The organism is Pseudomonas sp. BW16M2 (assembly GCF_014268865.1).
Classification (GTDB): domain Bacteria; phylum Pseudomonadota; class Gammaproteobacteria; order Pseudomonadales; family Pseudomonadaceae; genus Aquipseudomonas; species Aquipseudomonas peradeniyensis.
The window spans coordinates 126,530-152,115 of record NZ_JABWRI010000002.1; the positions used below are offsets into that span (position 1 = coordinate 126,530).

At 58.8% G+C, this 25,586-nt stretch carries 28 protein-coding genes and 1 pseudogene; 9 read left to right on the forward strand and 20 right to left on the reverse strand.

From position 1 onward, the window contains the following. Window positions 1-17: 17 nt before the first annotated feature. On the forward strand, window positions 18-2,501 hold the full coding sequence (locus HU735_RS03515; RefSeq protein ID WP_186712426.1) for a TonB-dependent receptor: 2,484 nt from the start codon (window positions 18-20) through the stop codon (window positions 2,499-2,501). Between the two features lie 45 nt (window positions 2,502-2,546). Here HU735_RS03515 and HU735_RS03520 read toward each other — a convergent pair whose 3' ends face one another. Together HU735_RS03520 and HU735_RS03525 are read right to left on the reverse strand one after the other, a co-directional pair. Further along, entirely contained in the window at window positions 2,547-2,834 is a 288-nt protein-coding gene (locus HU735_RS03520) for a DUF3077 domain-containing protein (protein WP_186712427.1), read from the reverse strand. A gap of 146 nt (window positions 2,835-2,980) precedes the next feature. After that, entirely contained in the window at window positions 2,981-3,238 is a 258-nt protein-coding gene (locus HU735_RS03525; protein ID WP_186712545.1) for a hypothetical protein, read from the reverse strand. Window positions 3,239-3,692: 454 nt separating this feature from the next. Between HU735_RS03525 and HU735_RS26995 the strand changes: the two genes are divergently transcribed. Together HU735_RS26995 and HU735_RS03535 are read left to right on the forward strand one after the other, a co-directional pair. Next, window positions 3,693-4,160, forward strand: coding sequence for a hypothetical protein (locus HU735_RS26995; protein ID WP_238349742.1), 468 nt, complete (start codon window positions 3,693-3,695; stop codon window positions 4,158-4,160). 127 nt (window positions 4,161-4,287) lie between these two features. Then, a complete protein-coding gene (locus HU735_RS03535; RefSeq protein ID WP_186712428.1) occupies window positions 4,288-4,617 on the forward strand; it encodes a hypothetical protein in 330 nt (109 codons plus the stop codon). Between the two features lie 118 nt (window positions 4,618-4,735). Here HU735_RS03535 and HU735_RS03540 read toward each other — a convergent pair whose 3' ends face one another. From HU735_RS03540 to HU735_RS03565, 6 genes are all read right to left on the reverse strand, one after another. Continuing rightward, window positions 4,736-4,939, reverse strand: a complete 204-nt coding sequence (locus tag HU735_RS03540) for a hypothetical protein (RefSeq protein ID WP_238349743.1) — start codon at window positions 4,937-4,939, stop codon at window positions 4,736-4,738. 75 nt (window positions 4,940-5,014) lie between these two features. After that, window positions 5,015-5,185 carry a hypothetical protein gene (locus HU735_RS03545; RefSeq protein ID WP_346655347.1) on the reverse strand — a complete coding sequence of 57 codons (171 nt, stop codon included), beginning with the start codon at window positions 5,183-5,185 and terminating at the stop codon, window positions 5,015-5,017. 473 nt (window positions 5,186-5,658) lie between these two features. Beyond that, window positions 5,659-5,901, reverse strand: a complete 243-nt coding sequence (locus HU735_RS03550; RefSeq protein WP_186712430.1) for a hypothetical protein — start codon at window positions 5,899-5,901, stop codon at window positions 5,659-5,661. A 12-nt stretch (window positions 5,902-5,913) separates the two neighbouring features. Then, complete coding sequence (locus tag HU735_RS03555; RefSeq protein ID WP_062574277.1) at window positions 5,914-6,414, reverse strand: hypothetical protein; 501 nt, start codon at window positions 6,412-6,414, stop codon at window positions 5,914-5,916. A 905-nt stretch (window positions 6,415-7,319) separates the two neighbouring features. Continuing rightward, complete coding sequence (locus HU735_RS03560) at window positions 7,320-8,033, reverse strand: tellurite resistance TerB family protein (protein ID WP_186712431.1); 714 nt, start codon at window positions 8,031-8,033, stop codon at window positions 7,320-7,322. 166 nt (window positions 8,034-8,199) lie between these two features. Further along, a complete protein-coding gene (locus tag HU735_RS03565) occupies window positions 8,200-8,595 on the reverse strand; it encodes a RidA family protein (RefSeq protein ID WP_110737717.1) in 396 nt (131 codons plus the stop codon). 140 nt (window positions 8,596-8,735) lie between these two features. Between HU735_RS03565 and HU735_RS03570 the strand changes: the two genes are divergently transcribed. Next, complete coding sequence (locus HU735_RS03570; RefSeq protein WP_186712432.1) at window positions 8,736-9,650, forward strand: LysR family transcriptional regulator; 915 nt, start codon at window positions 8,736-8,738, stop codon at window positions 9,648-9,650. A 171-nt stretch (window positions 9,651-9,821) separates the two neighbouring features. Here the strand turns inward: HU735_RS03570 and HU735_RS03575 are convergent, their stop codons facing one another. The 5 genes from HU735_RS03575 to HU735_RS03595 all read right to left on the reverse strand — a co-directional run bounded on the left by HU735_RS03575 (window position 9,822) and on the right by HU735_RS03595 (window position 15,735). Then, window positions 9,822-10,856, reverse strand: a complete 1,035-nt coding sequence (locus HU735_RS03575; protein ID WP_186712433.1) for a hypothetical protein — start codon at window positions 10,854-10,856, stop codon at window positions 9,822-9,824. A gap of 203 nt (window positions 10,857-11,059) precedes the next feature. Continuing rightward, window positions 11,060-11,326, reverse strand: coding sequence for a hypothetical protein (locus HU735_RS03580; protein ID WP_186712434.1), 267 nt, complete (start codon window positions 11,324-11,326; stop codon window positions 11,060-11,062). A gap of 208 nt (window positions 11,327-11,534) precedes the next feature. Next, on the reverse strand, window positions 11,535-13,040 hold the full coding sequence (locus HU735_RS03585; protein ID WP_186712435.1) for a hypothetical protein: 1,506 nt from the start codon (window positions 13,038-13,040) through the stop codon (window positions 11,535-11,537). A gap of 422 nt (window positions 13,041-13,462) precedes the next feature. Next, window positions 13,463-14,368, reverse strand: coding sequence for a hypothetical protein (locus HU735_RS03590; protein ID WP_186712436.1), 906 nt, complete (start codon window positions 14,366-14,368; stop codon window positions 13,463-13,465). Window positions 14,369-14,799: 431 nt separating this feature from the next. Beyond that, complete coding sequence (locus HU735_RS03595; protein ID WP_186712437.1) at window positions 14,800-15,735, reverse strand: LysR substrate-binding domain-containing protein; 936 nt, start codon at window positions 15,733-15,735, stop codon at window positions 14,800-14,802. Window positions 15,736-15,858: 123 nt separating this feature from the next. Between HU735_RS03595 and HU735_RS03600 the strand changes: the two genes are divergently transcribed. The 3 genes from HU735_RS03600 to HU735_RS03610 all read left to right on the forward strand — a co-directional run bounded on the left by HU735_RS03600 (window position 15,859) and on the right by HU735_RS03610 (window position 18,808). After that, a complete protein-coding gene (locus tag HU735_RS03600) occupies window positions 15,859-16,494 on the forward strand; it encodes a glutathione S-transferase family protein (RefSeq protein ID WP_186712438.1) in 636 nt (211 codons plus the stop codon). 21 nt (window positions 16,495-16,515) lie between these two features. Continuing rightward, entirely contained in the window at window positions 16,516-17,541 is a 1,026-nt protein-coding gene (locus tag HU735_RS03605; RefSeq protein WP_186712439.1) for an LLM class oxidoreductase, read from the forward strand. A gap of 163 nt (window positions 17,542-17,704) precedes the next feature. Beyond that, window positions 17,705-18,808 (forward strand): FAD-binding oxidoreductase, encoded by a 1,104-nt coding sequence (locus tag HU735_RS03610; protein ID WP_346655350.1) that lies wholly within the window; start codon window positions 17,705-17,707, stop codon window positions 18,806-18,808. Between the two features lie 97 nt (window positions 18,809-18,905). Here the strand turns inward: HU735_RS03610 and HU735_RS03615 are convergent, their stop codons facing one another. The 5 genes from HU735_RS03615 to HU735_RS03635 all read right to left on the reverse strand — a co-directional run bounded on the left by HU735_RS03615 (window position 18,906) and on the right by HU735_RS03635 (window position 23,228). Beyond that, window positions 18,906-19,880 carry a biotin-dependent carboxyltransferase family protein gene (locus HU735_RS03615; RefSeq protein WP_186712441.1) on the reverse strand — a complete coding sequence of 325 codons (975 nt, stop codon included), beginning with the start codon at window positions 19,878-19,880 and terminating at the stop codon, window positions 18,906-18,908. Further along, entirely contained in the window at window positions 19,877-20,749 is an 873-nt protein-coding gene (locus HU735_RS03620; RefSeq protein WP_186712442.1) for an allophanate hydrolase subunit 1, read from the reverse strand. The genes HU735_RS03615 and HU735_RS03620 overlap by 4 nt, the downstream gene beginning before the upstream one ends. Continuing rightward, window positions 20,746-22,119: an acetyl-CoA carboxylase biotin carboxylase subunit gene (locus HU735_RS03625; RefSeq protein WP_186712443.1), complete on the reverse strand. Its 1,374-nt coding sequence runs from the start codon at window positions 22,117-22,119 to the stop codon at window positions 20,746-20,748. Before HU735_RS03625 ends, HU735_RS03620 begins: the two co-directional genes overlap by 4 nt. A gap of 10 nt (window positions 22,120-22,129) precedes the next feature. After that, entirely contained in the window at window positions 22,130-22,375 is a 246-nt protein-coding gene (locus HU735_RS03630) for an acetyl-CoA carboxylase (protein ID WP_186712444.1), read from the reverse strand. A 94-nt stretch (window positions 22,376-22,469) separates the two neighbouring features. Next, entirely contained in the window at window positions 22,470-23,228 is a 759-nt protein-coding gene (locus HU735_RS03635; RefSeq protein WP_186712445.1) for a 5-oxoprolinase subunit PxpA, read from the reverse strand. Window positions 23,229-23,353: 125 nt separating this feature from the next. On the opposite strand from HU735_RS03635, the pseudogene HU735_RS03640 reads away from it, so the two are divergent. After that, a pseudogene (locus HU735_RS03640) lies at window positions 23,354-24,271 on the forward strand (LysR family transcriptional regulator). Between the two features lie 156 nt (window positions 24,272-24,427). Here HU735_RS03640 and HU735_RS03645 read toward each other — a convergent pair. Both HU735_RS03645 and HU735_RS03650 read right to left on the reverse strand, forming a co-directional pair. After that, window positions 24,428-24,691 (reverse strand): contact-dependent growth inhibition system immunity protein, encoded by a 264-nt coding sequence (locus HU735_RS03645; protein ID WP_186712446.1) that lies wholly within the window; start codon window positions 24,689-24,691, stop codon window positions 24,428-24,430. Window positions 24,692-24,758: 67 nt separating this feature from the next. After that, on the reverse strand, window positions 24,759-24,998 hold the full coding sequence (locus HU735_RS03650) for a hypothetical protein (protein WP_186712447.1): 240 nt from the start codon (window positions 24,996-24,998) through the stop codon (window positions 24,759-24,761). Between the two features lie 278 nt (window positions 24,999-25,276). Here HU735_RS03650 and HU735_RS03655 point away from each other — a divergent pair, with 278 nt between their 5' ends. Continuing rightward, entirely contained in the window at window positions 25,277-25,579 is a 303-nt protein-coding gene (locus HU735_RS03655) for a hypothetical protein (RefSeq protein WP_186712448.1), read from the forward strand. The last annotated feature ends 7 nt before the right edge of the window (window positions 25,580-25,586 follow it).

Genomic DNA, 25,586 nt, shown 5'->3' on the forward strand with positions numbered 1-25,586 from the left:
CACGCAAGGATCACCCAATGCCCGCTCCCCACCCCACCGTCCGCCTGCGCCTGGCCATCCGCCGGCTCGCCTTTGGCCTGTCCCTCGCCACCGTGCCCTGCGCGTTGCTCGCGCCGGCCCATGCCATGGCGAGCAGCCAGAACACCTACCATATCGCCGCCGGCCCCCTGGGCAATGCGATCACCCAGTTCGGCGTGCAGGCGGGGGTAACGATCTCGTTCGACACCGAGCAGACCCGCCACCTCAACACCGCCGGACTCGACGGCAGCTACAGCGTCGAGGAAGGCCTGCTGCGCCTGCTCGCCAGCAGCGGGCTGCAAGCCCAGCGCCAGGGCAACGGCGGCTATGTGCTGGTCCCGGCCGACAACGGCGCGGCAATGGAACTGGGGCCGTTGACCATCGACGCCAACCGCCTCGATGCCACCAGCGAGGGTACCCAGTCCTACGCGGCGCGCGCGGTGACCATCGGTAAAGGCGTGCATAGCCTCAAGGAAACGCCGCAGTCGGTCACTGTGATGACCCGCAAGATGCTCGACGACCAGAACCTCAACACCCTGGAGCAGGTGCTGGACAAGACCCCCGGCATCACCGTCTACGACTCGCCCATGGGTGGCAAGTACTTCTACTCCCGTGGTTTCAACCTCGACGGCCAGTACCAGTACGACGGCGTGCCGCTGGATGTGGGCGGCAACTATGTGCAGGCCAACAGCTTCTCCAGCGACATGGCCTTCTATGACCGGGTCGAGATCCTCAAGGGCGCCGCTGGCATGATGAAAGGCTCCGGCTCCTCCGCCGGCGGCGTGAACTTCGTGCGCAAGCGCGGCCAGGACAAGGCCCATACCACGCTGACCCTGTCCGCCGGCACCTGGGACAACTACCGTGGCCAGGTGGATGTGGGCGGCCCGCTCAACGAATCGGGCAGCGTGCGCGGCCGCGCTGTGGCGACCCTGCAGGACCGCCAGTACTTCTACGACAACGCCAAGCGCCAGGACCAGGTGCTGTACGGCGCCCTCGACTGGGACGTGACGCCCGACACCACCCTGGGCGTGGGCCTTGCCTATGAAGACGTCGACGCCTCGCCCTGCTACCACGGCCTGCCCCGCTACGCCGACGGCAGCGACCTGAAGCTGTCGCGCTCCACCTGCCTGGGGGCCAGCTGGAACGACCTGCAGAGCCAGCGCACCACCGGCTTTGCCGACCTCAAGCATCGCTTCAACGACGACTGGACGCTGAACTTCGCCTCGGTCTACACCCACAACAACCAGAACATCGAGTACGGCTACGCCGAGGGCGCGGTGCCGGTGGGCGCCGGCAGCGCCGGGATCCGCCGCTATGCCGGGCGGTTCGACTACGACCAGGACGACTACGGCTTCGATAGCTACCTCGACGGCAAGTTCGAGGCGTTCGGCCTCGAGCATGAGCTGATCGTCGGCGCCAACGCCAGCCGCCAGCAGACCCACGACTACTTCGCGCTGATGGGCCTGAGCGGTACCCAGAACCCGTTCGATCCGTCGCCGGCCTTCCCCCACCCGTCCAAGGAGGCGTTCCTGACCGCCCCCAGCCGCGGTGGTAGCGTACCCACCGACTCCACCACCACCCAGTACGGCACCTATGCCACGCTGCGCCTGAAGCTGGCCGAGCCACTGACCCTGGTGCTCGGTACACGGGTGAGCTGGTACCGCAACAAGAGCGACTCCTACACCCAGGCCTGGGACTACTGGGTCCACAACCGCAGCCAGGAAAACGGCCAGGTCACCCCCTTCGCCGCCGTGCTCTACGACCTCAATGACGAGTGGACCGCCTACGCCAGTTACGCCGACATCTTCCAGCCGCAGAGCAACCTGGTGAATGCCCAGGGCCAGGCCCTGCAACCCAAGACCGGCGCCAACTACGAGCTGGGCATCAAGGGTGAGCTGTTCGGCGGCGCGCTGAACACCGCCTTCAACCTGTTCCGCACGGTCGAGGAGCACCGCGCCGAAACCGACTTCGCCGACACCTGCCTGGGCTCGGGCGACCAGTACTGCTACACCGACAGCGGCAAGGTACGCGCCCAGGGCTTCGAGGCCGAGGTCAGCGGCTCGCCCGTCGAACGCCTGCAGTTGCTGGCGGGCTACACCTACACCCAGACCAAGTACCTTAACACCATCAACCAGACCGACCCGACCGAGCTGACCTTCAGCTCCAGCTTCATTCCGCGGCACATGCTCAAGGTCTGGGGCGACTACCAACTGGACGGCGCGCTCGAACGCTGGACGGTCGGTGCCGGGGTTTCCAGCCAGAGCGACAACTTCCGCCGCCAGGGCAACCTGAGCATCGAGCAAGCGGGCTACACCTTGTGGAGCGGCCGTGTGCAGTACCGTCTCGACGAGCACTGGAGCCTGGCGTTGAACGGCAACAACCTGTTGGACAAGCGCTATTACTCGACCGTGGGGGCTACCGGCTGGGGTAACTACTATGGTGAGCCGCGCAACTTCATGGTGACGCTCAAGGGGAGTTTCTGATGGGTGCAAGATGGGGCGGCGCAGTCGAAACCGCCCCTGCCCGTTTCACACCCTTTTCAGCATCCCCATATGCGCATCATCCATCAAGGCCTTGGCCATATCGCTCAGGTAGTGCGATACACAGACCAGCACCGGTTCGTTGTCCATCACACCGATGAAGGACGCCCGGCGGGTGCTGTCGAGCAGCACGGAAGCCTGCTCCATGGCATGGCTTGCGCAGTTGCCGGGCTCGGCACGGAACAGGCGCGTACCTTTGGTGGAGCCTTCCAGGCAGGTGCAACTGCCGACGGTCCAGCCGAGCTGGCCGTAGTCTGCTGGGGTTTCGTTGTCCATTTGCGAAATCCTCTCTCGTGGAAAAGCCATAACTCATTGATTTAGCTAGCCCCTGTAGGAGCGGCAGCTTGCGCCGCGAAAGGGCTGCGCAGCGGCCCCGGCAATTTTGATTGCGGCGCGGAACCTGGGGCCTGTGGCAGCCCTAGTCAGTGCAATGTGTACGACGGCGGCCGCGCACTCATCTGTAGCTGAGCCAGTGCCGACTCCAGCAGCATGCGGGTGGCATCAAGCTCGTGCATCATCGTCAACATCACCAGAGTGGCCGGTGATTTGGGCAGGTGGCTAAACGACTGATGGGCAACGGCCAGTGCGCACATGACGTACTCAGTGGCCTGGACGAGGGTGTCTTCAAGGAGATGAGGGGATTCAGCGGACGGGGGTGGATCCGGGACGATCTTCAACATGACTTCATACTCGACGTTCATGAATGATCAACCAGACACCCATTCACCTGCAGGAGGATGGGTGGCGGCTACGTGCGGGTCTGCAAGTCCGGGGAACATCGAGCGATAACCCGGCCGGCCCGAGGGCCAACCGCACGTAGCCACCATTGAGCACAACCACTGGAAAACGCCAGCGACTCGAAGGTGAGTACAGTTCGATGTTCAGACGGACTTGCAGGCCCGGTCGTTGATTTGGCAACGACCCAGCGAGACTAGCCGCCACTTCGAGGGCGCAACAGTGGCCAAAGCATGCTTCGGAAATGGACTACTCGAAATAGGGAAAATCTGGTTCATCCATGTAGGACGCGCCAACGAATCATTGGCCGGACTCTGCACTGCTCGAAGATCGACCCTTGGCAGACATTCATAGCCAAAAGCAGTAAGTTATGTGGGCTTCAGCAGAGCGAGAAACCGAATGTTCAACCGGCTATCAATTGCCAGTCACAAGTCCAAGTACAGCCAAGGCTACTACCCCACCTTTGCGATTGACGGATCACCCCTTGAGGTTTGGCTACCCAGGCAGAATGCGGATGCCGAACTCCACCTTGTAGCTGCCCACTCCGGTTTGCACAGTGATGAAGACACCTTGTTGATCTGGGATCGGATCTATTCCACGGCTCCAGGATGGAAGACCTTGGTGCCTTTGCTGGTATGCTCGGATGACCTGGACCTTACCTGCACCGTGATTGTCGCTGAGCAATGCGCCCGTGAGCATGCCGTTCACTGGAGTCGATTTGGTTTGCTAAGGGACCTGATCACTGTCGAATCCCCTGCTGTTGACTGGTTCGACGCGATACCCTGCCTGACTTTTGAAAGGTCGCATTTTCACAGCGTGCTGGATGAGTTCAGAATGCAGGAAAACATCGAAATGTACTGGGACTAGCCTGACCAGCAAGCGATTCGAGATCCGCACTCCCAGTCTTGAAATACATTAGGCCACGTCGCTGATGCCCACACCGGTCCCCCACTCCGATATCAATGCCTTGATAGGTACAGCGCACGATCGCTCGGTGACCCTGGACGATTTATCGGTTTACTGCCGAAGCCCAGACCTGCGATCTGCCGATCTGCTCAATGCCCTATCAATCGAAACGGCCCGACGATTCATTTCGGGGGCAATATCGTATGAGGCTGGCGATAACATCATGAATGGCCTATTCACCGCCATTGTCGAACTGGGCACGGACGAGGAGATGCCACAGCCGGCATTTGATATCTACCTGGCATTCGACGAAGGGGAATACCACCATTCAGGGGATTCGGAACACATACAGCCGTCCGAGCGGTATACCAGACCGTATTTGACGGAGATCTTGAAAGACCTCGATGGCGTTCAGTGATCCAGGCACACGGTTCAAGCTTCTGTCCAAGTGTGACCTGGATCGGTGCAACTGTCCGACCCAGATCACCGGGGTCTGTTTCACACCTTCTTCAACATCCCCATATGCGCATCATCCTTCAATGCCTTGGCCATATCGCCCAGGTAGTGGACGCCCGGCGTGCGCTGTCGAGCAGCACGGAAGCCTGCTCCATGGCGTGACTTGCGCAATTGCCGGGCTCTACGCGGAACAGGCGCGTACCTTTGGTGGCGCCTTCCAGGCAGGTGCAGCTGCCGACGGTCCAGCCGAGCTGGCCGTAGTCTGTAGGGGTTTCGTTGTCCATTTGCGAAATCCTCTCTTGTGGAACTGACCGTCACTCAATGATTTAGGCCGACGCTGGGGGTCTGTGGCAACCCTGTCAGTGCAACGTGTATGACGGCGGTCGTTCACTCATCTGGAGGTGGGCCAAAGCCGACTCCAGCAGCATGCGGGTGGCATCAAGCTTGTGCATCATCGTCAGCATCACCAGGGTGGCCAGTGATTTGGGCAGGTGGCTGAACGACTGATGGGCGACGGCCAGTGCGCACATGACGTACTCATTGGCCTGGACCAGAGTGTCTTCAAGGAGGTGGGGGGATTCGGTGGACGGCAGTGGATCCGGGGCGATCTTAAGCAAAAATACCTCGCAATGTATTAGACAGCCCCCAACTTTTCACTTGCAGGTAAAAGGCGGCAGCTACGTGCAGGTCTGCAAGACCGGGGTATTACGAGGCGAAAACCCGGCTGACCCAAAGGTCACCCGCACGTAGCCACCATAAACCGAGACCCACTACTCAACGCTGAGGATCATGGTGAGCACCATCCTAGGCTCTGTACGAAAAGTATCTGCACTCGCCCATACGGCGTTGAAACGGGGCTCGGAATGCTCATGTACTCCAGTACACTCCGCTTCCTCCCCCCGTTTCGCCTTGTCTGGCCTTCGCGCAGACACATTTCGTACAGACCCTAATACCGCGCAGGCTTGCAGACCGGGCGAAACAGGTGCAAGGCCGCTCCAGGATCCTACTCTCGCCCCTCAAATCGTCGTCTGCTCAGGAACAACCCTATGCCGAGCGGCACTGCAAGGGCAGACATCAATCCCAGGTCAATGCTCTGCAAACGAGTCTGGCTCAGCGCAACACAACCAATCAGTCCAGCAATGACCAACGCAACGCCTAGCCACTTACGCAGCAAGTATGGCCTCATGAACCGTTCAAATAGAAAAGCCAGTGCAACGAAGATGACTGCCTGCGTAAACTCGGACATGTGCACCTCCTCTCAAGCCCTGATGATAAGTGATTCGGCAGTACGCTGCGGGCCAATCCCTCCACTTACCTGAGCCTGAATGCTCACGACTACGTCACCAGCATGGTAGGTGGGTAAGACGTCATTAACGTAAGAGCGCACGCCCATACCTACAGCAGTACCGGCGGCAAGCCCTGCTACTGGCCCGGCCAGATTGCCCACAGCACGGGCAGCACCACCGAAAGCGGAGAGCGCCAGGTTAGCAATGCTGGTGCGCTGGGTATTGAGGGTGTCTGCTTGTTGACGGGTCAGCGGTTTGGAAATACCTACCATCATCACGCAGGGCAGGTTTTTGGCCTGCATCTTGTCGTACACCTCTACGACTTTGCTAGTGACTTGGTAATGGGCATGCTTTGCTTCGCCAAAATGCAGCTCGCGCAAGCGACCGCGGTCACTGTCGGTGAGAGTGATCTGCGAAATGTTGAACACGATCCCGTGGTTGCCCATGTACTGGTGTGTCCCTTCAAAGTTCATTAACGCTTCCTTACAAAATAAGCGGAGATTCTGAACAGTCGGGCATCCAGATGCAGCTGAAAGTTGACACGTTCTCTATAGAAGCAGTCTTGTGCTGCGAAATAGCTGCATAGCAAGAAGCCGAAACTCATGGGTCGGGGAGAATCTTCATGTTGAAACCCTCTAGTTACGCTGATCAGCCCGCAACTCATCGCTTGCAAACGAAGGGGTGGCGGCCACGTACGGGCCTGCAAGACCGGGGCAACTAGAGCAAGCCCGACTGACCCGAAGGTCACCCGTACGCAGCCACCGTGATGCACGGCCAATGCCTTGAGACCAATGGCAATGGGTGATGCTGATCTAGATGTCCCGCTCAGGCTTGCAGACCCGGTCGCTACTTTTTTGTAGCGACCCAGCAAGGCAAGGCTAGACCTAGGTTGGATGGCGTAAAAGCGGGTAGAGCATGCTTCGGAAACGGACTACTCGAAATAGGGAAAATCTGATTAATCCCTGTAGGACGCGACACGGGATCTCTCCCCTGCCCGTCTACCCAGCCCCAAAAAAGACGGTTTACATCTCACCCAGAGCTTGTAGAGATTCCCCCACTTTTGGTCATCAGGTTTGAGAAGGTGCATATGCCCTACATCATGCAAGCTGCCATCCTTCTGGTACTGGGCTGAACTCCTACAAGCATTACCAACGTGGGAGCGGGCTTGCCCCGCGATGCGGCGTATGGCACCGGCATTGCCGGTGATCGCGGGGCCAGCCCGCTCCCACGCTGTCCAACAATCAGGCTGCGTTGAAAACACGGTCTTGGAGCAATGTCCGCCTCGGATCGAAACGAATAGCCCGAGTGTGCGCGCAATCTCTCGGACCTAGCCTGCGCTGGCTACAGGTTGATCAGCTGCGCAGGCATCTCAGTCAGGTCAAGCGGCCCCCTTCGCCTGCTGTTCCAAATGCACCTGCAACGTCGGATCGATCCCCAACGCACTGGCCAACTCATCAAGGTAGGCCCGCTCCGCGTCCTGCTGGTCATCCACCAGCATCACACTGGCCAGGTACATTTCCGCAGCCATACCCGGGTCCTGGGCCGACTGTGCCACCTCGGCGGCATCGAGGGGCTTGCTGACTTCCTCATCCAGCCATTGCTGCAGTTGCGGGTCGCTGGTGTGACGTTTGATCTCGGCGTAGATCAACTGTTCTTCCTGCGGGTCGATGCGACCGTCAGCTTTGGCTGCCGCAATCAGCGCACGCAAGATCGCATGGCTGTGATCCTCGGCCTCGGGGCCAGACAATTGATCCACGGTACGCACGGCCTGTTGCGGGGCTGCCGCCTGGCTGCGCTGCCAACTTTGATAAGCCTGGAACGCCATCATGCCCAACGACGCCAGAGCCGCGTAATTGACACCGCCAGCAGAGCGTCCCTGAGCGGAAGCGCCGGCGTTGCCACCACCGCCACCCAGAAGGCCACCCAGCAAACCACCAAGGCCACCACCGCCCCCTGCCCCACTGCCACCTCCAAGCAGCCCTCCCAGCAAGCCACCCAGGCCATCTTGCGCTGACATACCGCCGCGCCCTTGTTGCGCTTGCGAACCCTGCCCGGCCCGAAGCAACTGCTCCAGTAGATCACTCGTGTTCATGGCACCGCCCTCGGTCGGTAGTCGTCGCCCAAACAAGCAACGATAGCCCCCGCAAGGCGAACCGCCATTACCGTCTGGCCGACGGGTAAGCGGGGGCTTTCCGAGTGCAGCGAAATAGCATGACCGCGCCCTGCGACTTGAACCGGAAGCAGGGGCTGGACCGCCTCTATTGCGGCAGTTTCGCGATCACCTTGATCTCGAAGTCGAAGCCGGACAGCCAGGTCACGCCAAGAGCGGTCACCGTGGGATAAGGCGCCTCACCCCAATACTCGGCCGCCACCTCCCAGATGGTTTCAAACTTCGAGTCGGGGTCGACCATGAAGATGGTCGTATCAACCACATCCTCGAAACTACTACCGGCCTCGGCCAGGATCGCATTGAGGTTGGCGAAGGCCAGGCGAACCTGCGCCGCGAGGTCCGGCTCGGCCGAACCATCCTTGCGGCTGCCGACCTGACCGGATACGAACAGAAAACCGTTGGAGCGAATCGCCGGCGAGTAGCGGTGCAGCTCGTACAAAGCATGGCGATCGGGTGGGAAAACGACATCACGTTTACTGGACATTGCTTACCTCGTTCTGGGCCATCGCGGCCCGGTGTTTACGGTGAGGCCACTATAAAAAGGCCACCTACCTGGATAAACGGGCAGCGCTGGTCATGACTGTTTGTATACTCCAAACAATCCAGGTGCGAACGAGGCGTGGAATGGACCGATTCGATGCAATGCAGGCGTTTGCCCGAGTGGTGGAAACCGGCAGCTTCACCAAGGCCGCCGCCACCCTGCACATGAGCAAGACCACCGTGACGCAGCTCATCCAGCAGCTGGAAGCGAGGCTGCGCGTGCGCCTGCTCAACCGCACCACACGCAAGGTCAATGTCACCGCTGACGGCGCGGCCTACTACGAACGCGTGGTCCGGCTACTGGTCGACATGGATGATGCCGAGACCAGCTTGTCCAGCGCATCGATGATACCGCGCGGACGGCTGCGGGTGGATGTACCCAGCCCGCTGGCGCGAATGCTGCTCATACCCGCCTTGCCAGAGTTTTTTGCACGTTATCCAGAAATCCAGCTGACCGTGGGCGTGAGCGATCGCATCGTCGACATCATTGGCGAAAACGTCGACTGCGTGGTGCGTGGTGGCGAGATCACTGATCAGTCCCTGGTGGCAAGGCATGTGGGCGATTTGCAGCTCGGCATGTATGCCACGCCCGGCTACTTGCAGCGCTTCGGGACACCGGTGCACCCCCGTGAGTTAGAGGAAGGCCAGCACAAAACCATCGGCTTTCTCTGGTTTCGTACAGGTAAAACCTTGCCCTACGCGATGCAGCGGGGTGAGGAGCGCATAGAGGTCCAGGCCCGCCCGCAACTGACGGTCGATGACGGCAATGCGTACCTTGCCGCCGGCCTGGCTGGCCTGGGGATGCTCTGGTTGCCGCAGTACATGGCCAAACCACACCTGTTCAGCGGCGAGCTGCTGCCGCTGTTTGAAGACTGGCACATGTCGCCAATGCCGATGTATCTGGCCTTCCCGCCGAACCGCCATGTCAGCGCCAAGGTGCGGGTGTTTATCGACTGCATAATCGAGCTGATGGCCGAGCATGCGCCGGTGGTTGGGTGAAACGGGGGTAAAGGCGTTTCAGGATCAGGCACTCGAAGTTTCCGCTTTTGCCCGCTTTCTGCCAGTGCGGTGAAGGGCAGCTACAGATCACACGCCTCAATGCACCTCTCCAGCCGACATTAGCCCTAATAGTCAAAGCGTGAGTAAAAGCGGCCTTGCTTTAGCATACTTTTAGCTTCGGGCGCACCCGTCCCCGTTACGCGATAGCAGATAGGGGTTGGCGGGCCGGAAATACTCCTCAACCAGTGCTCGTAGCTTAGGCTTGGCCTCTTCCCACGTTGTTGACTCGCCCCTTAATCGCAGCAACCTCTCACCAAAGTCGTAAGGGTTCAGGCGCCGACCCGTAGCAAGCTGAACCTCTTTATCGTCTGTGTCGTAGTAACTATGCATCTTCGAGTTCTGACCGCTATAGTTGTAGAACCGTACCAACCGTCCTTCATCATCCCGTTGCGCGTGGCACTTGGCGAACGAGTCCTGAACGATATGAAGCATGACGCCGAGAGCAATGCCTTGGGCCATCGCCTGATCGAAACGGTAGTCCAGTAGGTCCCCCGTTTTTCGGGCACCTGGAAGAAAGAACTTTTTCAACCCTGGCACCGGAAGCTGTGCAATATCACTCTTCAGATCAAACTCCCCCAGCGACACACGGAACTCAAACTCCATCCACATCTGGATGTTGTCATAGGTTTCTCCGGCCGACTGGTTGGCCTGAGCCATTGCATGCCAGAACTGCAAGTCGCCGAAATGCCCCCGCGCACCGATAGGCTGTCGAATCGCCCAGTGCGTATCTCTTCGGTATCGATCTTTATCTAGGTAGGCATAGGTCAACATCAGGATATAGCAATGAACGTCTTTAGCCTGGGTCACCCTGAGCACACGATCCTCGCAATTACCGGCATTGTCCGAGAGATAGAAAGCGGGAAAGTCGTTCCATCGTACACCTTTGAGAACATAGTTCGGGTTGACCCCCTTCGCCCGTATAGATTCACAGGGCGAGCCTGCCGCTCCGCAATTCAGCGTTTTTTGGGTGATCGATTGATGGACCGGATATTTGCCGTCGAGAAAAGGAATGGTGGCACGGGGCTTGGCTGCGGCTGCCGTATCGAAATAGTCGTCAACGGTATCAAGCTGCAGGCCGAATGCGAATAAATTAGTTGCAACAAGTAGTGTTGCAAACATCCATAGGGCACGCAATATCTTTGGCATGGTATTCCTTCCAATAGTTTGATATTACACGCAGTATTGACCATAGCCGCTAACGCTGCAAAAAATCAAGACCTACGGATGCCGCGTCATACGGTCCATGTCCATGGCGGCAACTTAACGTCTATTTGCGAACAACTGCTACACAGCGGATACGGGTCTGTCCTTATCTCGGAATACTAAAAACGAACACTCCGAGGCATCTACTATTTCGAATAGTCCGTCTCGAATCGCTTCTTGAGAGCAATCTTCGCAACAGGCACACGTGCGTCGGAGATGACTTGGATCTCAGCTTTCGCCTTGGCGTCTTTAGCGGATAAGGTGCCAGTCTCCGCTACAGAAAACTTTTTGTACAGCGGTGTGATGACCCCTTGGGTGAATGGGCCTACAAGTCCGCAAAATACTGGCCTTGACTCATCGACTTTTGCATCATAGATTGCCGTGTCCCGGTGATCAAACGCCAGCTTGAGCATATAAATACTCGCTTTCACGACTTGACCAAAAACTGCAGATGGCACAGCAACAGTTATTGCGCACATAAACTATTGAAACCAGGGGTTCGCCTTGATTCTCAGTAGCCGACGCCCGCAAGTCGAACCTTTCTGAGTCTAAGAATTATCTACTGCCTGCTGTTGGGTCACTTGCCCGAAATGCCCCTAATACTTCAACCCACGCCCGTGATTATTTTCCAACTTTGTAGCGTACCTTCTGGGTAAGGACTTCTCCCCCTAGACTGTATGACGCAATCATGTCGTAAGCCCCCTCCGTGCGTGCGGATGTCGCGACAGTGAAGCAGGTGTTGTTGGGAGTAGTCTTACCGGTATTTTTTATGATATCGGCCGCAGGAATTTGCTGCGGAGGAGTACCGTCAGTAATCCGATAGAAATTTGCTGTCACCGTAGTTACCCCCCGTGAGTGATACAAGCAGTACTCACCATCATTAATGGTCGGAGCAAAATTACCATTAGATGCCAAGGGAGACACAAAGGTGACGCCCGAGCCACTTAATGTTTCGGCCTCCCTTGCCTCCTCCAAAGCTTTCTTGGCAGTTTGATAGTTCTGGCTGAAGGCAAGGGGGCCACCACGGACTTTGATCATATTCTGGATGGAGGTTTCTGCCTGCGTGAGCAATTTACGCTTTTGCCAAAGCGAAGCATCACCGCCTTTGACTATGGATAAGGAAAGCCACGTTTTATCGATGAAGAGCTCAGTCGAACCTTTCCTTGCCAACACATGATCTGTGAAATCCAGTTCATCGCTCTTAACCTCTGTCAGCGCCTCATGATCAGGTGTGTCAGTCCAGCCACGTCGCATAGCTGTCGGAACGAGCATCGTGATATCGCCGATCCAGGCGAAGGGGTTCCATGTTTTCGCCCCATCCGTCATTTGCATGTAACAATTTGCGGGAACGCAGTGCTCTTTGTTGATCAGCACGTAGTCGCCAACATTCAGTGGGATATATGATCCATTGTGCTTCATTCTCGACAGCTCGCCAGCATTGCCGGTAAAGCTCATGTCGATTTCCATAACCACATCGTCCTTGTTCAGGCTCAGAAGGCTCTTGGCGATTTCCTTGGCAAAAGCTTGCTCAGACGCGGTTACCGGGTTAGCCAAAGACAAGGTTTGAGTGACGGACTGAATAAAGTCTAAAAACGCCGCAGTATTTGCATTCTCTCCTTGATCATACTCCAGCACCGTCAACTTCATGTTGAGATGATCGGAATCCAGAGTTTTAGGTCCGTAAAGCAGCTTATTGAGAAATGGTGTTCCAGCTTTATCAGCCACACCAAAATATGGACCCAGCACACGGGTAACGGTATCGGATTCGTTTCCGCCGTTAGTTTCAGTAAATTCGGCGACAACGATAACTTCGTTAACCCCTCCCGCATCTTTCAAATACTTGAAATAGCCATCACTCAGATAGATAGCAAACACATCAGCACCAGCCTTATCTGCACTAGACTTACGAATAGTCAGTTCGGAATCAATGGAATTCCCAAACATTGTCTTATTGAAAGACATCTGCCTCGCCGCTTGAGATCCAGGTAGCTTTGTTGCCTCAGTCGCATCTGCTTTGCGATAAATTTGTGTTGTTCCGGTTGGAACCGAGAAGCAGCCAGTCAGAACGGGAAAAATCGCCAGGACAGCGACCACAGGCAAGCACCGGAGACTATCGTAATGGTTCATCCCTATACTCCTCCCTGAGCCAGTTGAGGTGAGATCAAAATGACAGCATCACCCGCTTTCAGCAAGCGTAGAACGGCCCGCTGAAAGCGCAAGTAACGGGGAATGGGTATTACTCCAAAAAATTCGCTTCTTGCACCTTCCTCTATGGAAACTCCGACCCCGCCCCCGGAATAGCCAACGTCTCAATGGCGCAAGGCCGATTTTTTAGCCGTCAAACGGCTCAAAACCAAAGCTTTGCCCGAATGTCAGCCAGTTAAGACTAGGTGTCCTGTCTCGGAAATACGTTCTCTTTTGGCGAGTGGCTTGGGTGTTCGGGCAAGGCGCCGCGACGAGCCATAGCAGGACTATGGCGAGGAGTGGCAACGCAGGCCGGGCGCCCAAGATGCCGCCAAAAGTGAACAGCTTATTTCCGAGACAGGACACTAGCAATCTATTCTGAGAATAGCGTTGTCACCATCATTCAGAGCAGCTTCCCATCGAGATATTGCTATAGAAGCTGGCCCAACCACCGTATCAATCATCTCCTGTCGCTTGGTATTGTAATGATTTAATAACTCATTTCTTTTTGAGGTTACCGCACCAAGATCATCAAGATACTGCGATTGTGTCCCATGATCGTAGAAACGACCCATTTGATAGGGTTCCCTGCACTCTATCATGCATCGCGAACAAGGCGGTTTTACTGTCCAGGCCTCAATCGATGTAACGGCAGCTATGCGCGTATTCCATACTTCTACCGCCTGATTCGCGAAGTTTTGAACTATTGGAATAGTTCTTGCTATGAGATCTCTAGCGCGCTTGAGTTCCCCTATGTCTTTTCTCGATTTGTACTTGACTAGATGGACCAGAAGCTTAAAGCTAGTAGCGGAAATGTACGGAAAGATAGCCACAAACCCAATCCCTTCGCTTCCAGTATAGGCATCTGCGCTTTTGCCTTCAGCTAATGTTAGACGAGCATCTTCTTTGATACTGGCCCCTTCATAGTCTTCAAGGTGCATCTTGACAGCACTTAGGGAAGCTTGGATTTCATCAATCCTGCTATCCAATATTGCCTTTGATGTATGCGCATTAATTTCTTGAACAGCATCTCTAACAATGCTTTCAAATCTATCCCCGAGTTGATCAAGCTGCGACCTGAGGCTTTCACCATCAAGGTATGCTTTGGCTATGTTGGCGATGATCGATATCATGCCACCGGTAGAGGTAGGCTCTAACATTATGGAGGCGAGTTGCTGCTCTACCGCCCCAGCGTGCATGGGTTGCTTGCCAATGTCTGCCATAATGCTTTGATTATTTATGCTGAATCCAGTAACCTCGAATAACTCCACTTTTACATCCTCCACCTAAAATAATGCGCAGAGCTAAATTCATCCATGCCCATCGGATTGATTGTTAGGTGCGCGCTTGGGTAATGTTAGCTGGAGGAAGATTTGCGAATATATTCTTTCACAGGAAGCTATAGAGCCATTTGCTATAGAGCTGTTTTGCTAGCGTAAGTGAAGGATTGCCAGGAAAGGACGGAGCTCATGATAGAGGAAGCTAGTTTGAATTTGATAAAAATTGGTACTGAATCACCCGTAATTTCGTAGATAGCTTGAACGCTCACTTTTGGCCAATTGCTGCCTTTCGCCACCGGCAGCGATGGGTCGATAGCTGCCGGTAGCGGCCAATCACTTTCGCCCCAAGGCAGACACTCGCGTCGCCCACGCCTGAGCTCTACCCGTCCAGCCCTGCCCACCTCAGTTCCGCCACCAACACCTTACGACGAAACACCTGAGTCCGCCCCTCTAGCACAACCACCCAATGCCGCCTCAGCCTCAACCCGCGCTTGAATCCACTCAACAAACGCACGCACCTGCACTCGCCGCATGTTCTCCCCGCGACCAACCAGGTAATAAGCAAACCGCGAAGGCCATTCCCGGTCCACCGCCACCACCAACCTGCCACTTCGCAGATCCTCTTCCGCGAGCTGTACCTGTACCAGGGCAATACCCTGCCCACTGACAGCCGCACGCACCAACAGCAAATCCTCGTCAAAACTCGGTCCCCGGCGGCTACGGTGATCGGGCTCGACACCATGAGCCCGCAACCACAGCGTCCAGTCGGCACGCTCGGCGTCCTGCAGGAGTGGGTAGTGCAGGCAGTCCTGCGGCTCGTCCAGCGCCGGCCCGCCAGCAAGCAGACCAGGGCTGGCCACCGGCAGCAGCACAGGCGCCAGCAGCGGTATCGACTCCAGCCCCGGGTAATCGCCCAAGCCATGACGCAAGGCAATATCGACAGGCTCCCGGTGCAGATCGACAAGCTCGGCCGTGGATTGCACCTGCACGTCGATCTCCGGGTGCAGCGCATTGAAGTCCGCCAACCGCGGCACCAGCCAACTGGACGCGAATGACGGCTGGGTGCTGATCGTCAGGGTGTTGGCCCGTGTCAGGGCTTGAAGATCGAGCAGCGCGCTTTCGATCTGGCCAAACCCGCGTGACAGCCCCGGATAGAGACCCGCGCCCGCCTCCGTGAGCTGCACGCCATAACGGCTGCGGGTCAGCAAGGTGACCCCGAGGCGATCCTCCAGCAGGCGAATCTGTTGACTGATAGCACCCGGGGTCACGCCCATGCGCTCGGCGGCGGCCTTCAGGCTGCCCAGCCGAGTGGTTTCGGAAAAGGCACGCAACGCGAGCAACGGCAACACGGCACCCATGCAATACCAACCTTAGAAAAACTGATTTGAGCAAGTGGAATGATCGTTCGTAAACCACCTGGATGATACCTAGCATAGCGTTGTGCCAGAGACATTCGAATCAGTTTTATTAAGGTGAACAACATGCCGGACCCTGCGTTTGTGCTTTACACCGACAGCTCCCCCAACGGTTTCAAGATCACCATTGCCCTCGAAGAGCTGGGGCTGCCTTATCGCCTGGTCCACGTGAACATCGACCTGGGCGAGCATCGCCACGAGGATTTCCTGGCACTCAACCCGGCAGGCCGCATCCCGGTGCTGGTAGACCGCAAAGCCGGCATCGTGCTGTTCGAGTCAGCCGCGATTCTGTTGTACCTGGCGCAACACAGCGGCCAATTGCTCGAACAGGCAGCACAACCGCGGTGGGCGGCAATCACCTGGCTGATGTACCACAGCACCAGCATGGGCCCGTTGCTGGGTCAGCGCGTGCACTTCGAGTGCTTCGAGCCCATCCCCAATCCTGCGGCGCAGAAGCGCTATCGCGCGCTCACCGAGGATGCCTTCGCGCTTCTCGACCAGCAGCTCGCCTCCCGTCCATGGTTGGCCGGGGACTCCTATTCGATTGCGGATATCGCCAGCTTCGCCTGGCTGCACATCGTCGAGATCGTTGGTTTCGACTTCAGCGCCTACCTCCATCTGAACCGCTGGTACCGGCAGATCGAGCAGCGTCCCGCCGTGCAACGCGGTATTCGTCTCCCGGCGCCAGCCACCGGCCCCTGACTCCCCGACCAAGGAATGTCCATGACCCCTATCAGCACCCAGGGCGCCAGCGCCGATGCCTTCGCCCTGCACCCCGGTTACCGACGTATGTTCGCCCACGGTCAGTTGACCCTGGGCATCTTCCTGCCGCTTCGTTTCTATGACGGCGATATGGGCGTGCTGCACGGGCAGGCGCAATTGGTCAGCGAGATCGACCGCCTGGGCTTTGCCACCGCCTGGGTACGTGATGTGCCCTTGTACGACCCTGCCTTCGGTGATGCCGGCCAGGTATTCGATCCGTTCACCTACCTGGCCTATCTGGCGGCCCATACCCGCAGGATCACCCTGGCAACCGGCAGCGCGATTTTCACGCTTCGTCACCCCATCGACCTGGCGAAAGCCGCGACCAGCCTGGATTGCCTGTCTGGTGGACGCCTGGTGTTGGGTATCGCCGCGGGCGATCGACCGGTGGAGTTTCCGGCCTATGGCCTGGCCCATGATGGTCGAGGGGAGCGCTTCGCGCAGAGCGTGGACTACTTCCGCCGACTGCTGGCCGGCCATCCTGCACCGATCCATTCGCCACTGGGACAGCTCGATGGCGCCAAACTGCTGCCCAGCGCCGTCACTGGGCGGATCCCGCTGCTGGTGACCGGTTCATCGCGCCAGTCCTTGAAGTGGCTCGGTGAGCAGGCCGACGGCTGGATCACCTACCCCGACGCCACCCACAATATCCTTGGGCCTCGGCGCCTGGCCGAGAAGATCAGTGCCTGGCGGGCGCTCATTCCCGGTGGAGGCTTCCGCCCGCATGTCACTAATGAATGGATCGACCTGGATGAGGACCCGACCTTCCCGCGCACGCCACAACAAGGTGGCTACGTGTTGCGCACAGGTCGTAACGGCCTGATCGATCTGCTGCATGAGTGGCGTGACGCCGGGGTCAATCATGCGGCACTGGGCATGCAGATGGCGCGGCGCCCGCCGTTGGAAATCATCCAGGAACTGGCCGAAGAAGTGCTGCCGCTGTTTCCCTCATTGGCAGGTCCAGAACCCCATGCGCAAGCCTGGTAGCCGAGGCCAGACCATCACGGCCTCACGCAGCGCCGCTCAGCCATATCACCGGTATGGCTGTTTTTCATAAGATGCATCAGAGGTCAGAAACAGGCACTCGACAATCACCCCGACAAAGAACGTCCTGATGTGATGAAAGCCCCCGTTGTCGTACCATCGGCCCATCGACAGAGCGGAGGTTGATAGGGTGACGGGGCAGAGCAAACGGATCGTTGTCATTGGCGCAGGCATCATGGGCGCATCCCTGGCGTATCACCTGGCGCGTAAAGGCGCGAAGGTCACCGTGGTCGATGCTGAAGGCATAGCGTCGGGCGTGACCAGCCGCTCATTCGCCTGGATCAATACCTCATTCTCCGAGTCCGACCCCATCGCACAATTGCGTGGCGCCGCCATCGAGGCGTACCGCCAACTCGAGACTGAGCTGCCGGGCCTGACGGTGCGATGGACAGGCGCCTTGTCCTACAGCGAGATGTCGAGTGCAGCGCCGTCAACTGCAAGTAACCCGCCTGAGGCTAACAGGCTCTCTCGATCACAGATTCAAGACCTTGAGCCCAATCTCAAGCACCCGCCTGAGTCTGCCTCATATGCACCAGCAGAAGGCGCGCTGGACCCCGTGGCCGCTACCCATGCGTTGATCGCTGGTGCCGAGGCCCATGGCGCGAGCATGCTCACGCGAACGCCAGTGCTCGGCCTTGCAGTCCAGCATGCAAAGGTGACCGGCGTTGAAACTGCAATGGGCATCATCGAAGCCGATATCGTCGTCGTGGCAGCCGGGACAGGTATCACGAAGCTGACGGACAAGCTGGACGTGCCGCTTCCGATAGTGGCCTCACCTGCCCTGCTCATCCGCTACAAGACACAACCCGACCTGGTGCGCACCCTCATCTCCAGCCCTGCAATGGAAGTGAGGCAGACTGCGCAAGGGACGCTGCTGGCAGCAGAAGATTACCTGGACGACACCGTGGAAAATCAGCCGGCCGCGATAGCGCTACGAACGGCCAAGGCCATTCAAAACGAGCTCCATGGCGTCACTTCCATAGAGCCTGAATGGGCGGGTTTCGGGCTCAGGCCCATGCCTGCCGATGGTATTCCCATCATCGGTTATCTACCCAAGGTGGGCGGCGTCTATGTGTGTGCAGTGCACCCCGGCGTTACGTTGGCGGCGATAGTGGGGCGACTCGCCAGCGAGGAGATCATCGATGGCGAGGTTTGCAGTGCCCTGGGGCCATGTCGGCCAGATCGCTTTGTCCCAAGTCCAGTCAAGTGATGCGCGACTCCGACCGCTCCCCGCCTGTTTTAGCCTTGCCGCCGCTCGGCGACTTTCCGTACAGGTGTAACAGCTAAACCCTACTAGATCGACTGCATCAGGAAGGGAACAGCTTGCTCAGACAGCTGAGTTTTTTCTTGTAGGAACGTCGGGCTTGCAGCGCCTCTTCCAGCGTCACCGCAACGAAGCGGGCCTTCTGGTTGGGTTGCATCTGGCCGACCAGGTCGAGGTCGGCGCTGATCACCGTGCCGATCATCGCGTAGCCGCCACCGGACACTGCATCGCGATGCAGGATGATGGGCTCGAGCCCTGCCGGCACCTGGATCGAGCCGATCGGGTAGCAGCTATCGACGATGTTCGAAGGGTCGGAGCCGGCGCCGAACGGCTGCTCGCGAGGCTGGAAGCTAAGCGGGCTGCCACCCTTGAAGCGATAGCCGATGCGATCGGCCTCCGAGCCGACGGTCCAGGCTTCGGCGAAAAAGCTGTCCGCCGCCGCCAGGGTCAGGCGCTCGTAGTACAGCCCCGGCACCACCCGCAGGGTGATCTCCCCTCCCAGCGACTGTCGCAAGGCCATGGGCAGACTCGCCCCGACACGCCCCTTGCCGCTGGCGGTGCCGATCGGCAGTTGATCACCAATCACCAGCCTGCGCCCCTGGAAACCACCCAGCGCCCCCAGCGCGTAGGTGGAACGACTGCCGAGCACCACCGGCACATCGATACCGCCGGCCACCGCCAGATAAGCCCGCGCGCCAGCCTTGGGGAAATCGAAACGCAGCACTTGTCCGGCCTTCACTTCAAAGGCTGTGTCCAAGTGCATGTCCACGCCATCGACCTTCGGCGTCATCTGCGCACCACATACCGCCACCAGGGCGTCCTGCTGAAATTCCAGCTCCGGCCCCAGTAACGTGCACTCCAGTGCCGCCGAATTGGCCGGATTGCCCACCAACTGGTTGGCCGCGCTCAGGGCGTACTGGTCCAGCGCCCCGGAAGGCGGGATACCCAGGTGGTAGTAGCCTTCGCGGCCGAGGTCCTGCACCGAGGTGGCCAGACCGGGTTTGAGCACCTTGATCATGCCAGCACCTCCTGCAGCGACTTGGGATAGCCGATCGGGTCGGCGAGGAACGCATCGAGCGAGAACTCCACCGGACGGATGCGCAGACCGAAGCGCCCGGCTTCGACCTCGGCCACGGCGTGGTCATAGGCATCGCGGTCCATCGGCCTGAACTGCACGATGTCGCCGGGACGGAAGAACACCATGTGTTCCTTCAGGTACGCCAGGTTCTGCTGCGGGTCGTAGATCGGTGCCGGAGTGACGCCAAACATCTGGTAGCCACCGGCGCCACGTACCGAGTAAATGCAACCGAAGCAGCCGCCATGGCCCAGGGTCAGTTTCGGCGTGTCGGTACGCGGTCGCAGGTACTTGGGCACCTGCAACTGGCGTTCGCGCTCGACCATCTGGAACATGAACGGCAGGCCCGCCACGAAGCCCACCATCGAAACGAACCACGGCGCGCCACTGTGGGCGGCGATGAACGCCTCGACGTCGGCCAAGCCGTTGACGCGCGCGGCGTACTCCAGGTCCGTGGCATTCGGGTCCTGGTGGCGGTCGCGAAAGCGCATCAGGGTTTCGTGGGTCCAGGGATCGTTGTAGAGCACCGGGATCTCGATGATCCGCGTGTGCAGGGTGCGCTCGGCCACGGCCTGGGCCTCGGCCCCCTTCACTGCTTCAAGCAGATCGGCCGGCGCGATGCGATCCGGGTCAAAGCGGATCTGGAACGAGGCGTTGGCCAAGCACACGTCGAGCACGCCATCGAGGGCCAGACGCTCCACCGCGCGGGTGACCGCCATGCCCTTGAAGAAGGCTTCAAGGGACATGCTGTCGCTGACTTCGGCAAACAGGTGTTCGTCGGCGCCAAAGCTGTAGCGAATCGGACTGCTCATGCTGCACCTCCGCTCCGGCGCTCGGCCAGCCAGGTTTCCAATGTGCCGGTGTGGAAATCGGCGGTGTGCAACCAGGGTTGCTCCAGCAGTTCGCCGTGCAACGACAAGGTGCTGGCCATGCCGGTGAGCGTGGTCTGCTCGACCGCCAGTCGCGCGCGGGCCAGGGCTTCGGCGCGGTCACGGCCATGAACGATCAGCTTGGCCAGCAGCGAGTCGTAGTATGGCGGCACCCGGTAGCCTTGATACAGATGGCTGTCGACACGCACGCCCTCGCCTTGTGGCCAGTTCAGCGCTTGCACAAGCCCTGGGCTTGGGAAGAAATCCCGCGCGGGGTCTTCGGCGTTCAGGCGCATCTGCAGGGCTGCGCCGTTGATCTCGATATCGCTTTGCTTGAGTCCCAGTGGCTCGCCACCGGCAATGCGCAACATGGCCTGGACCAGATCGATACCGGTGATCAGCTCGCTGACCGGGTGTTCCACCTGGATCCGTGTGTTCATCTCGATGAAGAAAAACTCGCCGGTGGCGTCATCGTACAGATACTCAAGGGTACCGGCGCCCTTGTATCCCAGCGCCTCGGTCAGGCGCACGGCGCTCTCGCACAGGGCCTCGCGCTGCTGTGCATCGAGGACCGGCGACGGCGCTTCTTCGAAGATCTTCTGGCGACGGCGTTGCAGCGAACATTCGCGCTCGAACAGGTGCACCGCCTGCTTGCCGTCGCCCAGCACCTGCACTTCGATATGCCGGGCCTTGCCGATGAAGCGCTCCAGATACACCGCGCCATTGCCAAAGGCGGCCTGGGCTTCGCGCTGGGAACGGGGGAATTCTTCGCGCAACTGTTGCAGGTTTTCCGACAGGCGAATGCCGCGTCCGCCGACTCCGGCCGAGGCCTTGATCAACAACGGAAAACCGACGGAGCTGGCGGCCTCGACCGCCGACTCCACATCGAACAGTTCATCGGCAGAACCGGGCACCACCGGCACGCCCGCTGCTTGCGCGGTCCGCCGGGCCTCGGCCTTGTCACCCATGCGGCGGATGGTCTCGGGGCATGGGCCGACGAAAATCGCACCAGCCGCAAGTACGGCTTCAGCGAATTCGGCGTTTTCCGAAAGAAAACCGTAACCAGGGTGCACCGCGTTGGCCCCGGTGGCCTTCAGGGCACCGAGCAAGGCCTCGACATTGAGGTAGCTCTTGTCAGCACGGGCCGGGCCGAGGATGTGCACTTCGTCGGCCATGCGCGCGGCCTGGGAGTCGGCGTCTGCTTCGCTGCACGCCGCCACGGTTGGAATCCCGAGCGCTTTCGCGGCACGGATGATCCGCACGGCGATCTCGCCACGGTTGGCGATCAGCAGTTTACCAATGCCTTGGGTCATGGTCGTGCCCTCACGCGTCTTCGAGTGTCGCGATGACCTGACCCGGCTCCACCGGATCACCGTCTTCGACCAGAAACGCGTCCAGGCGCCCTGCCGTACCCGCGGTCAGTTCGGAAAACTGCTTCATGACCTCGATCAGGCCAATCACCGTGTCGGCGCTGACGCTGGCACCGGCCTCGACGTAGTTCGGCGATTCCGGGGTGGCCTTGCGGTAGAAAGTCCCCGGCAATGGGGTGATGACTGTGTGCTGCGCCATGTCTGTTCCTCTTGGAATAGTTGTAGAAAGGCAGGCAAAAAATCTGTGTGTCGAGCAAACCCTGGCGTCTGCGTGCCAGGTGTCTTCGATTGCGTTATCGCGGTGCGCGCACCTCGATCCTCGCGCCGTCCAGCGCTTTGCGGGTGGCCTCGACCAGTGCCAGGGCACCGGGTGTATCGCTGTGCAAGCAGATGGAATCGAACTCGATCGCCAGGTCTTCACCTTCCACCGTACGCACCACGCCTTGCTGACAGGCACGCAGCACCCGCGCAGCGACTTGCGCGGGGTCGTAGGCACGCACATTGCGGGTGAAGACGATGGAGCCGCTGAGGTCGTATTCGCGGTCGGCGTAGAACTCGCGGATCACTGGCTGGCCGAGCTCAGTGGCGATACGCCAGATCGTCGAGTCGGGCATGCAATACAGCAGCAGCTCGGGCTCCAGGCGCTGCAGGTTTTCCACCAGCAAACGCGCCGCTTCCTCGTCCCGGGCCAGGTGCATGTACAGCGCACCGTGGGGTTTGATGTGTTGCAGGGCCACGCCTTGAACTCGGGCGAGCTCACGCAGGGCGCCCAGCTGGTACAGCATGTCGTCCACCAGCTCCTGGGCCGATGCATGGATGTGGCGGCGGCCGAACCCGACCAGGTCGCGAAAGCCCGGATGGGCACCGACGGCCACGCCCAGGCGCTTGGCCTGCTCGACCGTGCGACGCATGGTGCCGGGGTCGCCAGCATGGAAACCGGTGGCGATGTTGGCCGAGCTGATGAAGCCCATCAGTTCGTTGTCGACGCCGTCGCCGATCGTCCACGGACCGAAGCCTTCGCCCATGTCCGAATTGAAATCTACTGCCTGCATGACACCTGCTCCTGACGCTTGTGACTTCATGCAGAGCACGTTAAGTTCCAGCCACCCCCTTGGGAAGATCTATTATCCGAGGGGATATCTTCTGAAAATCAGATACCTCATCAAGCGGAGTGTTCATGTCACTGACCCTGCGCCAGGTTCGCTACTTCGTCGCCACGGCCGAGATCGGGCAAATCTCCCAAGCTGCGATTCATTTGAATATTTCCCAGTCGGCGGTAACCACTGCGATCAAGGAACTGGAGGGCATGCTCGGCACGCTACTGTTCCAGCGCTCGGCCCAGGGCATGAGCCTGACCGATGCCGGACGGCACTTTCTCAATCGGGCCTATGTGATCTTGCGTAGCGTCGACGACGCCCTCAACAGCCCGCTGCCGGACGTTCGCGCCACCGGCCTGTTGCGGGTAGCGGCCAGTTACACGGTGATCGGCTACTTCCTGCCCCATCACCTGCAACGCCTGGAACACTGGCACCCGGACGTGGCCATCGAAGTGCACGAACGGGAGCGCCAGGCCATCGAGCAAGGCCTGCTGGAAGGCGAATTCGACATGGCGGTGGTGCTGACCTCGAACCTGACCCACCCGGACATCGTCTCGAAAACCCTGTTCAACTCCGAGCGCCGGCTGTGGCTGCCCAGCCATCACCCGCTGTGCGAACGCTCGGCCGTGAGCCTTGCCGACGTCACACAGGAGCCCTTCATCCTGCTTACCGTCGACGAAGCCGAACAAAGCGCCATGCGCTACTGAGAACATGCCCACCAGCAGCCCAACGTGCGAATCCGCACCAGCTCTGTGGAAGCGGTGCGCAGCATGGTGGCCAACGGCAGCGGCGTGGCGATTCTCTCCGACCTGGTACACCGCCCCTGGTCGCTGGAGGGTAAACGCATCGAAACGGTGACCATCACCGACAAGGTCACCCCCATGAGCGTCGGCCTGGCCTGGCATCGCGAGCGGGAATTCAGCCCGGCGATGCACGCGTTCCACAATTACTTCCACGACGCCTTCCTGGCGCCGCAACAACTTTCCGCACGGCGCTGAAAGCTACGAAAGCCTATTCGAGTGATGGGCAGACGTGACGTTGCAAACGACCACTTTCGGTGGCTGTGAAATGGCGATTAAGACAGGCTGAGGAATGCGTACATACTGGTGTCCTGTTGTGATGCCGCTATCGCCCCATAGCCGGGCAGCTAACGGTCAGACACCGTCAGCTTTCAGCGCCGAAACTGCCTCAAGCAGTTGGCCATCGAAGTACTCCGTGCCATCGCGGGGCTCTGAATCCAGCCGCCGCATGGCCTCGACCAACAGTTGAGGAACTGCGACTCGCTGGCTCAGAAAAGTTGCGACCATGAGATCTGAAAGCGCTTCAAAAGGCGTGTCCCAGGCATCTCGACAACGCTGTAGCAACGTTGTCGACGCCGCACCTTTCCAAGGACCGATGAGGCTGGATACTGTCGTCATTCAATCCATCGCTCCGATAGTAATTGCGCAATTTCTGGCCCCAAACGGTTGTGTGAGGACTGTTTGCTCAGAGAAATGAGCGTACTCGCTGCCATTCCTTCCAGCACTCTTCTGGGACGATGTCCTCGTAACCCCGCTCTTTTTCCAACGCGACGGCGACACTGAAGGGTATTGCTGTCGCGGTTGCATTATCGCGAATCTCAAGCACCTCACCCTCGTTGAGCTGGGAGCCTTTGCGATCCTCCGCCGCCTTGAGCAGGGATACAAGCGCCGGAACAAAAACGAGACACAGCGGATCGGTGGACAAAGGTTTGCCTCTTGCGAAGTTGATTGGGACTAAGGATGCAGCTTATAGACCCGGGCAAGCACACGTAAAGCCCAACCCCACCTTGGCTGCTTTGTCAGGCAGCCACGGCGATTCGCTATGGGTCGATAGGGCTCACTCGAGAATGGCCGCTTTCGGCCCATAGCTGCCTCTCGCGAAAGGCAGCAATCGGCCAGAAACTGCCAGTTATGGCAGACTCAAATCGATCTAAAGCAGCCCTGTGGAATGGAAAGCCCACAGTAAATAAGGTGACCGACGTCATGCCACAACCTACCAATTATTTTTTTGCGAATGTAAGAAAAATCAACGAATTTCGTCCTGGCGTCACCTCGCTCGTGCTTTTTGGCCTAGAAGTCGAAGACGATGACCCGGTATATCTTGAGATCCGCTTTGAGGACTACGAAGCGCTCCAGATTGAAGGTGACCACTTAATGCTTGGATTAGAAGAGGCAATGGAAAGCGCCGAGCTTGAGTACGGTATTTTGCGTAGCGATTGGCGAGAAATGAGTGAGATGGAAATTCAGCGAATTCCGTTTTTTGTTGGTGGAGTACCTGTCAAGTGATTCGACC

Excerpts from the sequence above, each read along its gene's own strand:
- HU735_RS03515 (WP_186712426.1), top strand. The coding sequence starts at position 18 with ATGCCCGCTCCCCACCCCACCGTCCGCCTGCGCCTGGCCATCCGCCGG.
- HU735_RS03520 (WP_186712427.1), bottom strand. The coding sequence starts at position 2,834 with ATGGACAACGAAACCCCAGCAGACTACGGCCAGCTCGGCTGGACCGTC.
- HU735_RS03525 (WP_186712545.1), bottom strand. The coding sequence starts at position 3,238 with ATGTTGAAGATCGTCCCGGATCCACCCCCGTCCGCTGAATCCCCTCAT.
- HU735_RS26995 (WP_238349742.1), top strand. The coding sequence starts at position 3,693 with ATGTTCAACCGGCTATCAATTGCCAGTCACAAGTCCAAGTACAGCCAA.
- HU735_RS03540 (WP_238349743.1), bottom strand. The coding sequence starts at position 4,939 with ATGGACAACGAAACCCCTACAGACTACGGCCAGCTCGGCTGGACCGTC.
- HU735_RS03545 (WP_346655347.1), bottom strand. The coding sequence starts at position 5,185 with ATGTGCGCACTGGCCGTCGCCCATCAGTCGTTCAGCCACCTGCCCAAA.
- HU735_RS03550 (WP_186712430.1), bottom strand. The coding sequence starts at position 5,901 with ATGTCCGAGTTTACGCAGGCAGTCATCTTCGTTGCACTGGCTTTTCTA.
- HU735_RS03555 (WP_062574277.1), bottom strand. The coding sequence starts at position 6,414 with ATGAACTTTGAAGGGACACACCAGTACATGGGCAACCACGGGATCGTG.
- HU735_RS03560 (WP_186712431.1), bottom strand. The coding sequence starts at position 8,033 with ATGAACACGAGTGATCTACTGGAGCAGTTGCTTCGGGCCGGGCAGGGT.
- HU735_RS03565 (WP_110737717.1), bottom strand. The coding sequence starts at position 8,595 with ATGTCCAGTAAACGTGATGTCGTTTTCCCACCCGATCGCCATGCTTTG.
- HU735_RS03570 (WP_186712432.1), top strand. The coding sequence starts at position 8,736 with ATGGACCGATTCGATGCAATGCAGGCGTTTGCCCGAGTGGTGGAAACC.
- HU735_RS03575 (WP_186712433.1), bottom strand. The coding sequence starts at position 10,856 with ATGCCAAAGATATTGCGTGCCCTATGGATGTTTGCAACACTACTTGTT.
- HU735_RS03580 (WP_186712434.1), bottom strand. The coding sequence starts at position 11,326 with ATGCTCAAGCTGGCGTTTGATCACCGGGACACGGCAATCTATGATGCA.
- HU735_RS03585 (WP_186712435.1), bottom strand. The coding sequence starts at position 13,040 with ATGAACCATTACGATAGTCTCCGGTGCTTGCCTGTGGTCGCTGTCCTG.
- HU735_RS03595 (WP_186712437.1), bottom strand. The coding sequence starts at position 15,735 with ATGGGTGCCGTGTTGCCGTTGCTCGCGTTGCGTGCCTTTTCCGAAACC.
- HU735_RS03600 (WP_186712438.1), top strand. The coding sequence starts at position 15,859 with ATGCCGGACCCTGCGTTTGTGCTTTACACCGACAGCTCCCCCAACGGT.
- HU735_RS03605 (WP_186712439.1), top strand. The coding sequence starts at position 16,516 with ATGACCCCTATCAGCACCCAGGGCGCCAGCGCCGATGCCTTCGCCCTG.
- HU735_RS03615 (WP_186712441.1), bottom strand. The coding sequence starts at position 19,880 with ATGATCAAGGTGCTCAAACCCGGTCTGGCCACCTCGGTGCAGGACCTC.
- HU735_RS03620 (WP_186712442.1), bottom strand. The coding sequence starts at position 20,749 with ATGAGCAGTCCGATTCGCTACAGCTTTGGCGCCGACGAACACCTGTTT.
- HU735_RS03625 (WP_186712443.1), bottom strand. The coding sequence starts at position 22,119 with ATGACCCAAGGCATTGGTAAACTGCTGATCGCCAACCGTGGCGAGATC.
- HU735_RS03630 (WP_186712444.1), bottom strand. The coding sequence starts at position 22,375 with ATGGCGCAGCACACAGTCATCACCCCATTGCCGGGGACTTTCTACCGC.
- HU735_RS03635 (WP_186712445.1), bottom strand. The coding sequence starts at position 23,228 with ATGCAGGCAGTAGATTTCAATTCGGACATGGGCGAAGGCTTCGGTCCG.
- HU735_RS03645 (WP_186712446.1), bottom strand. The coding sequence starts at position 24,691 with ATGACGACAGTATCCAGCCTCATCGGTCCTTGGAAAGGTGCGGCGTCG.
- HU735_RS03655 (WP_186712448.1), top strand. The coding sequence starts at position 25,277 with ATGCCACAACCTACCAATTATTTTTTTGCGAATGTAAGAAAAATCAAC.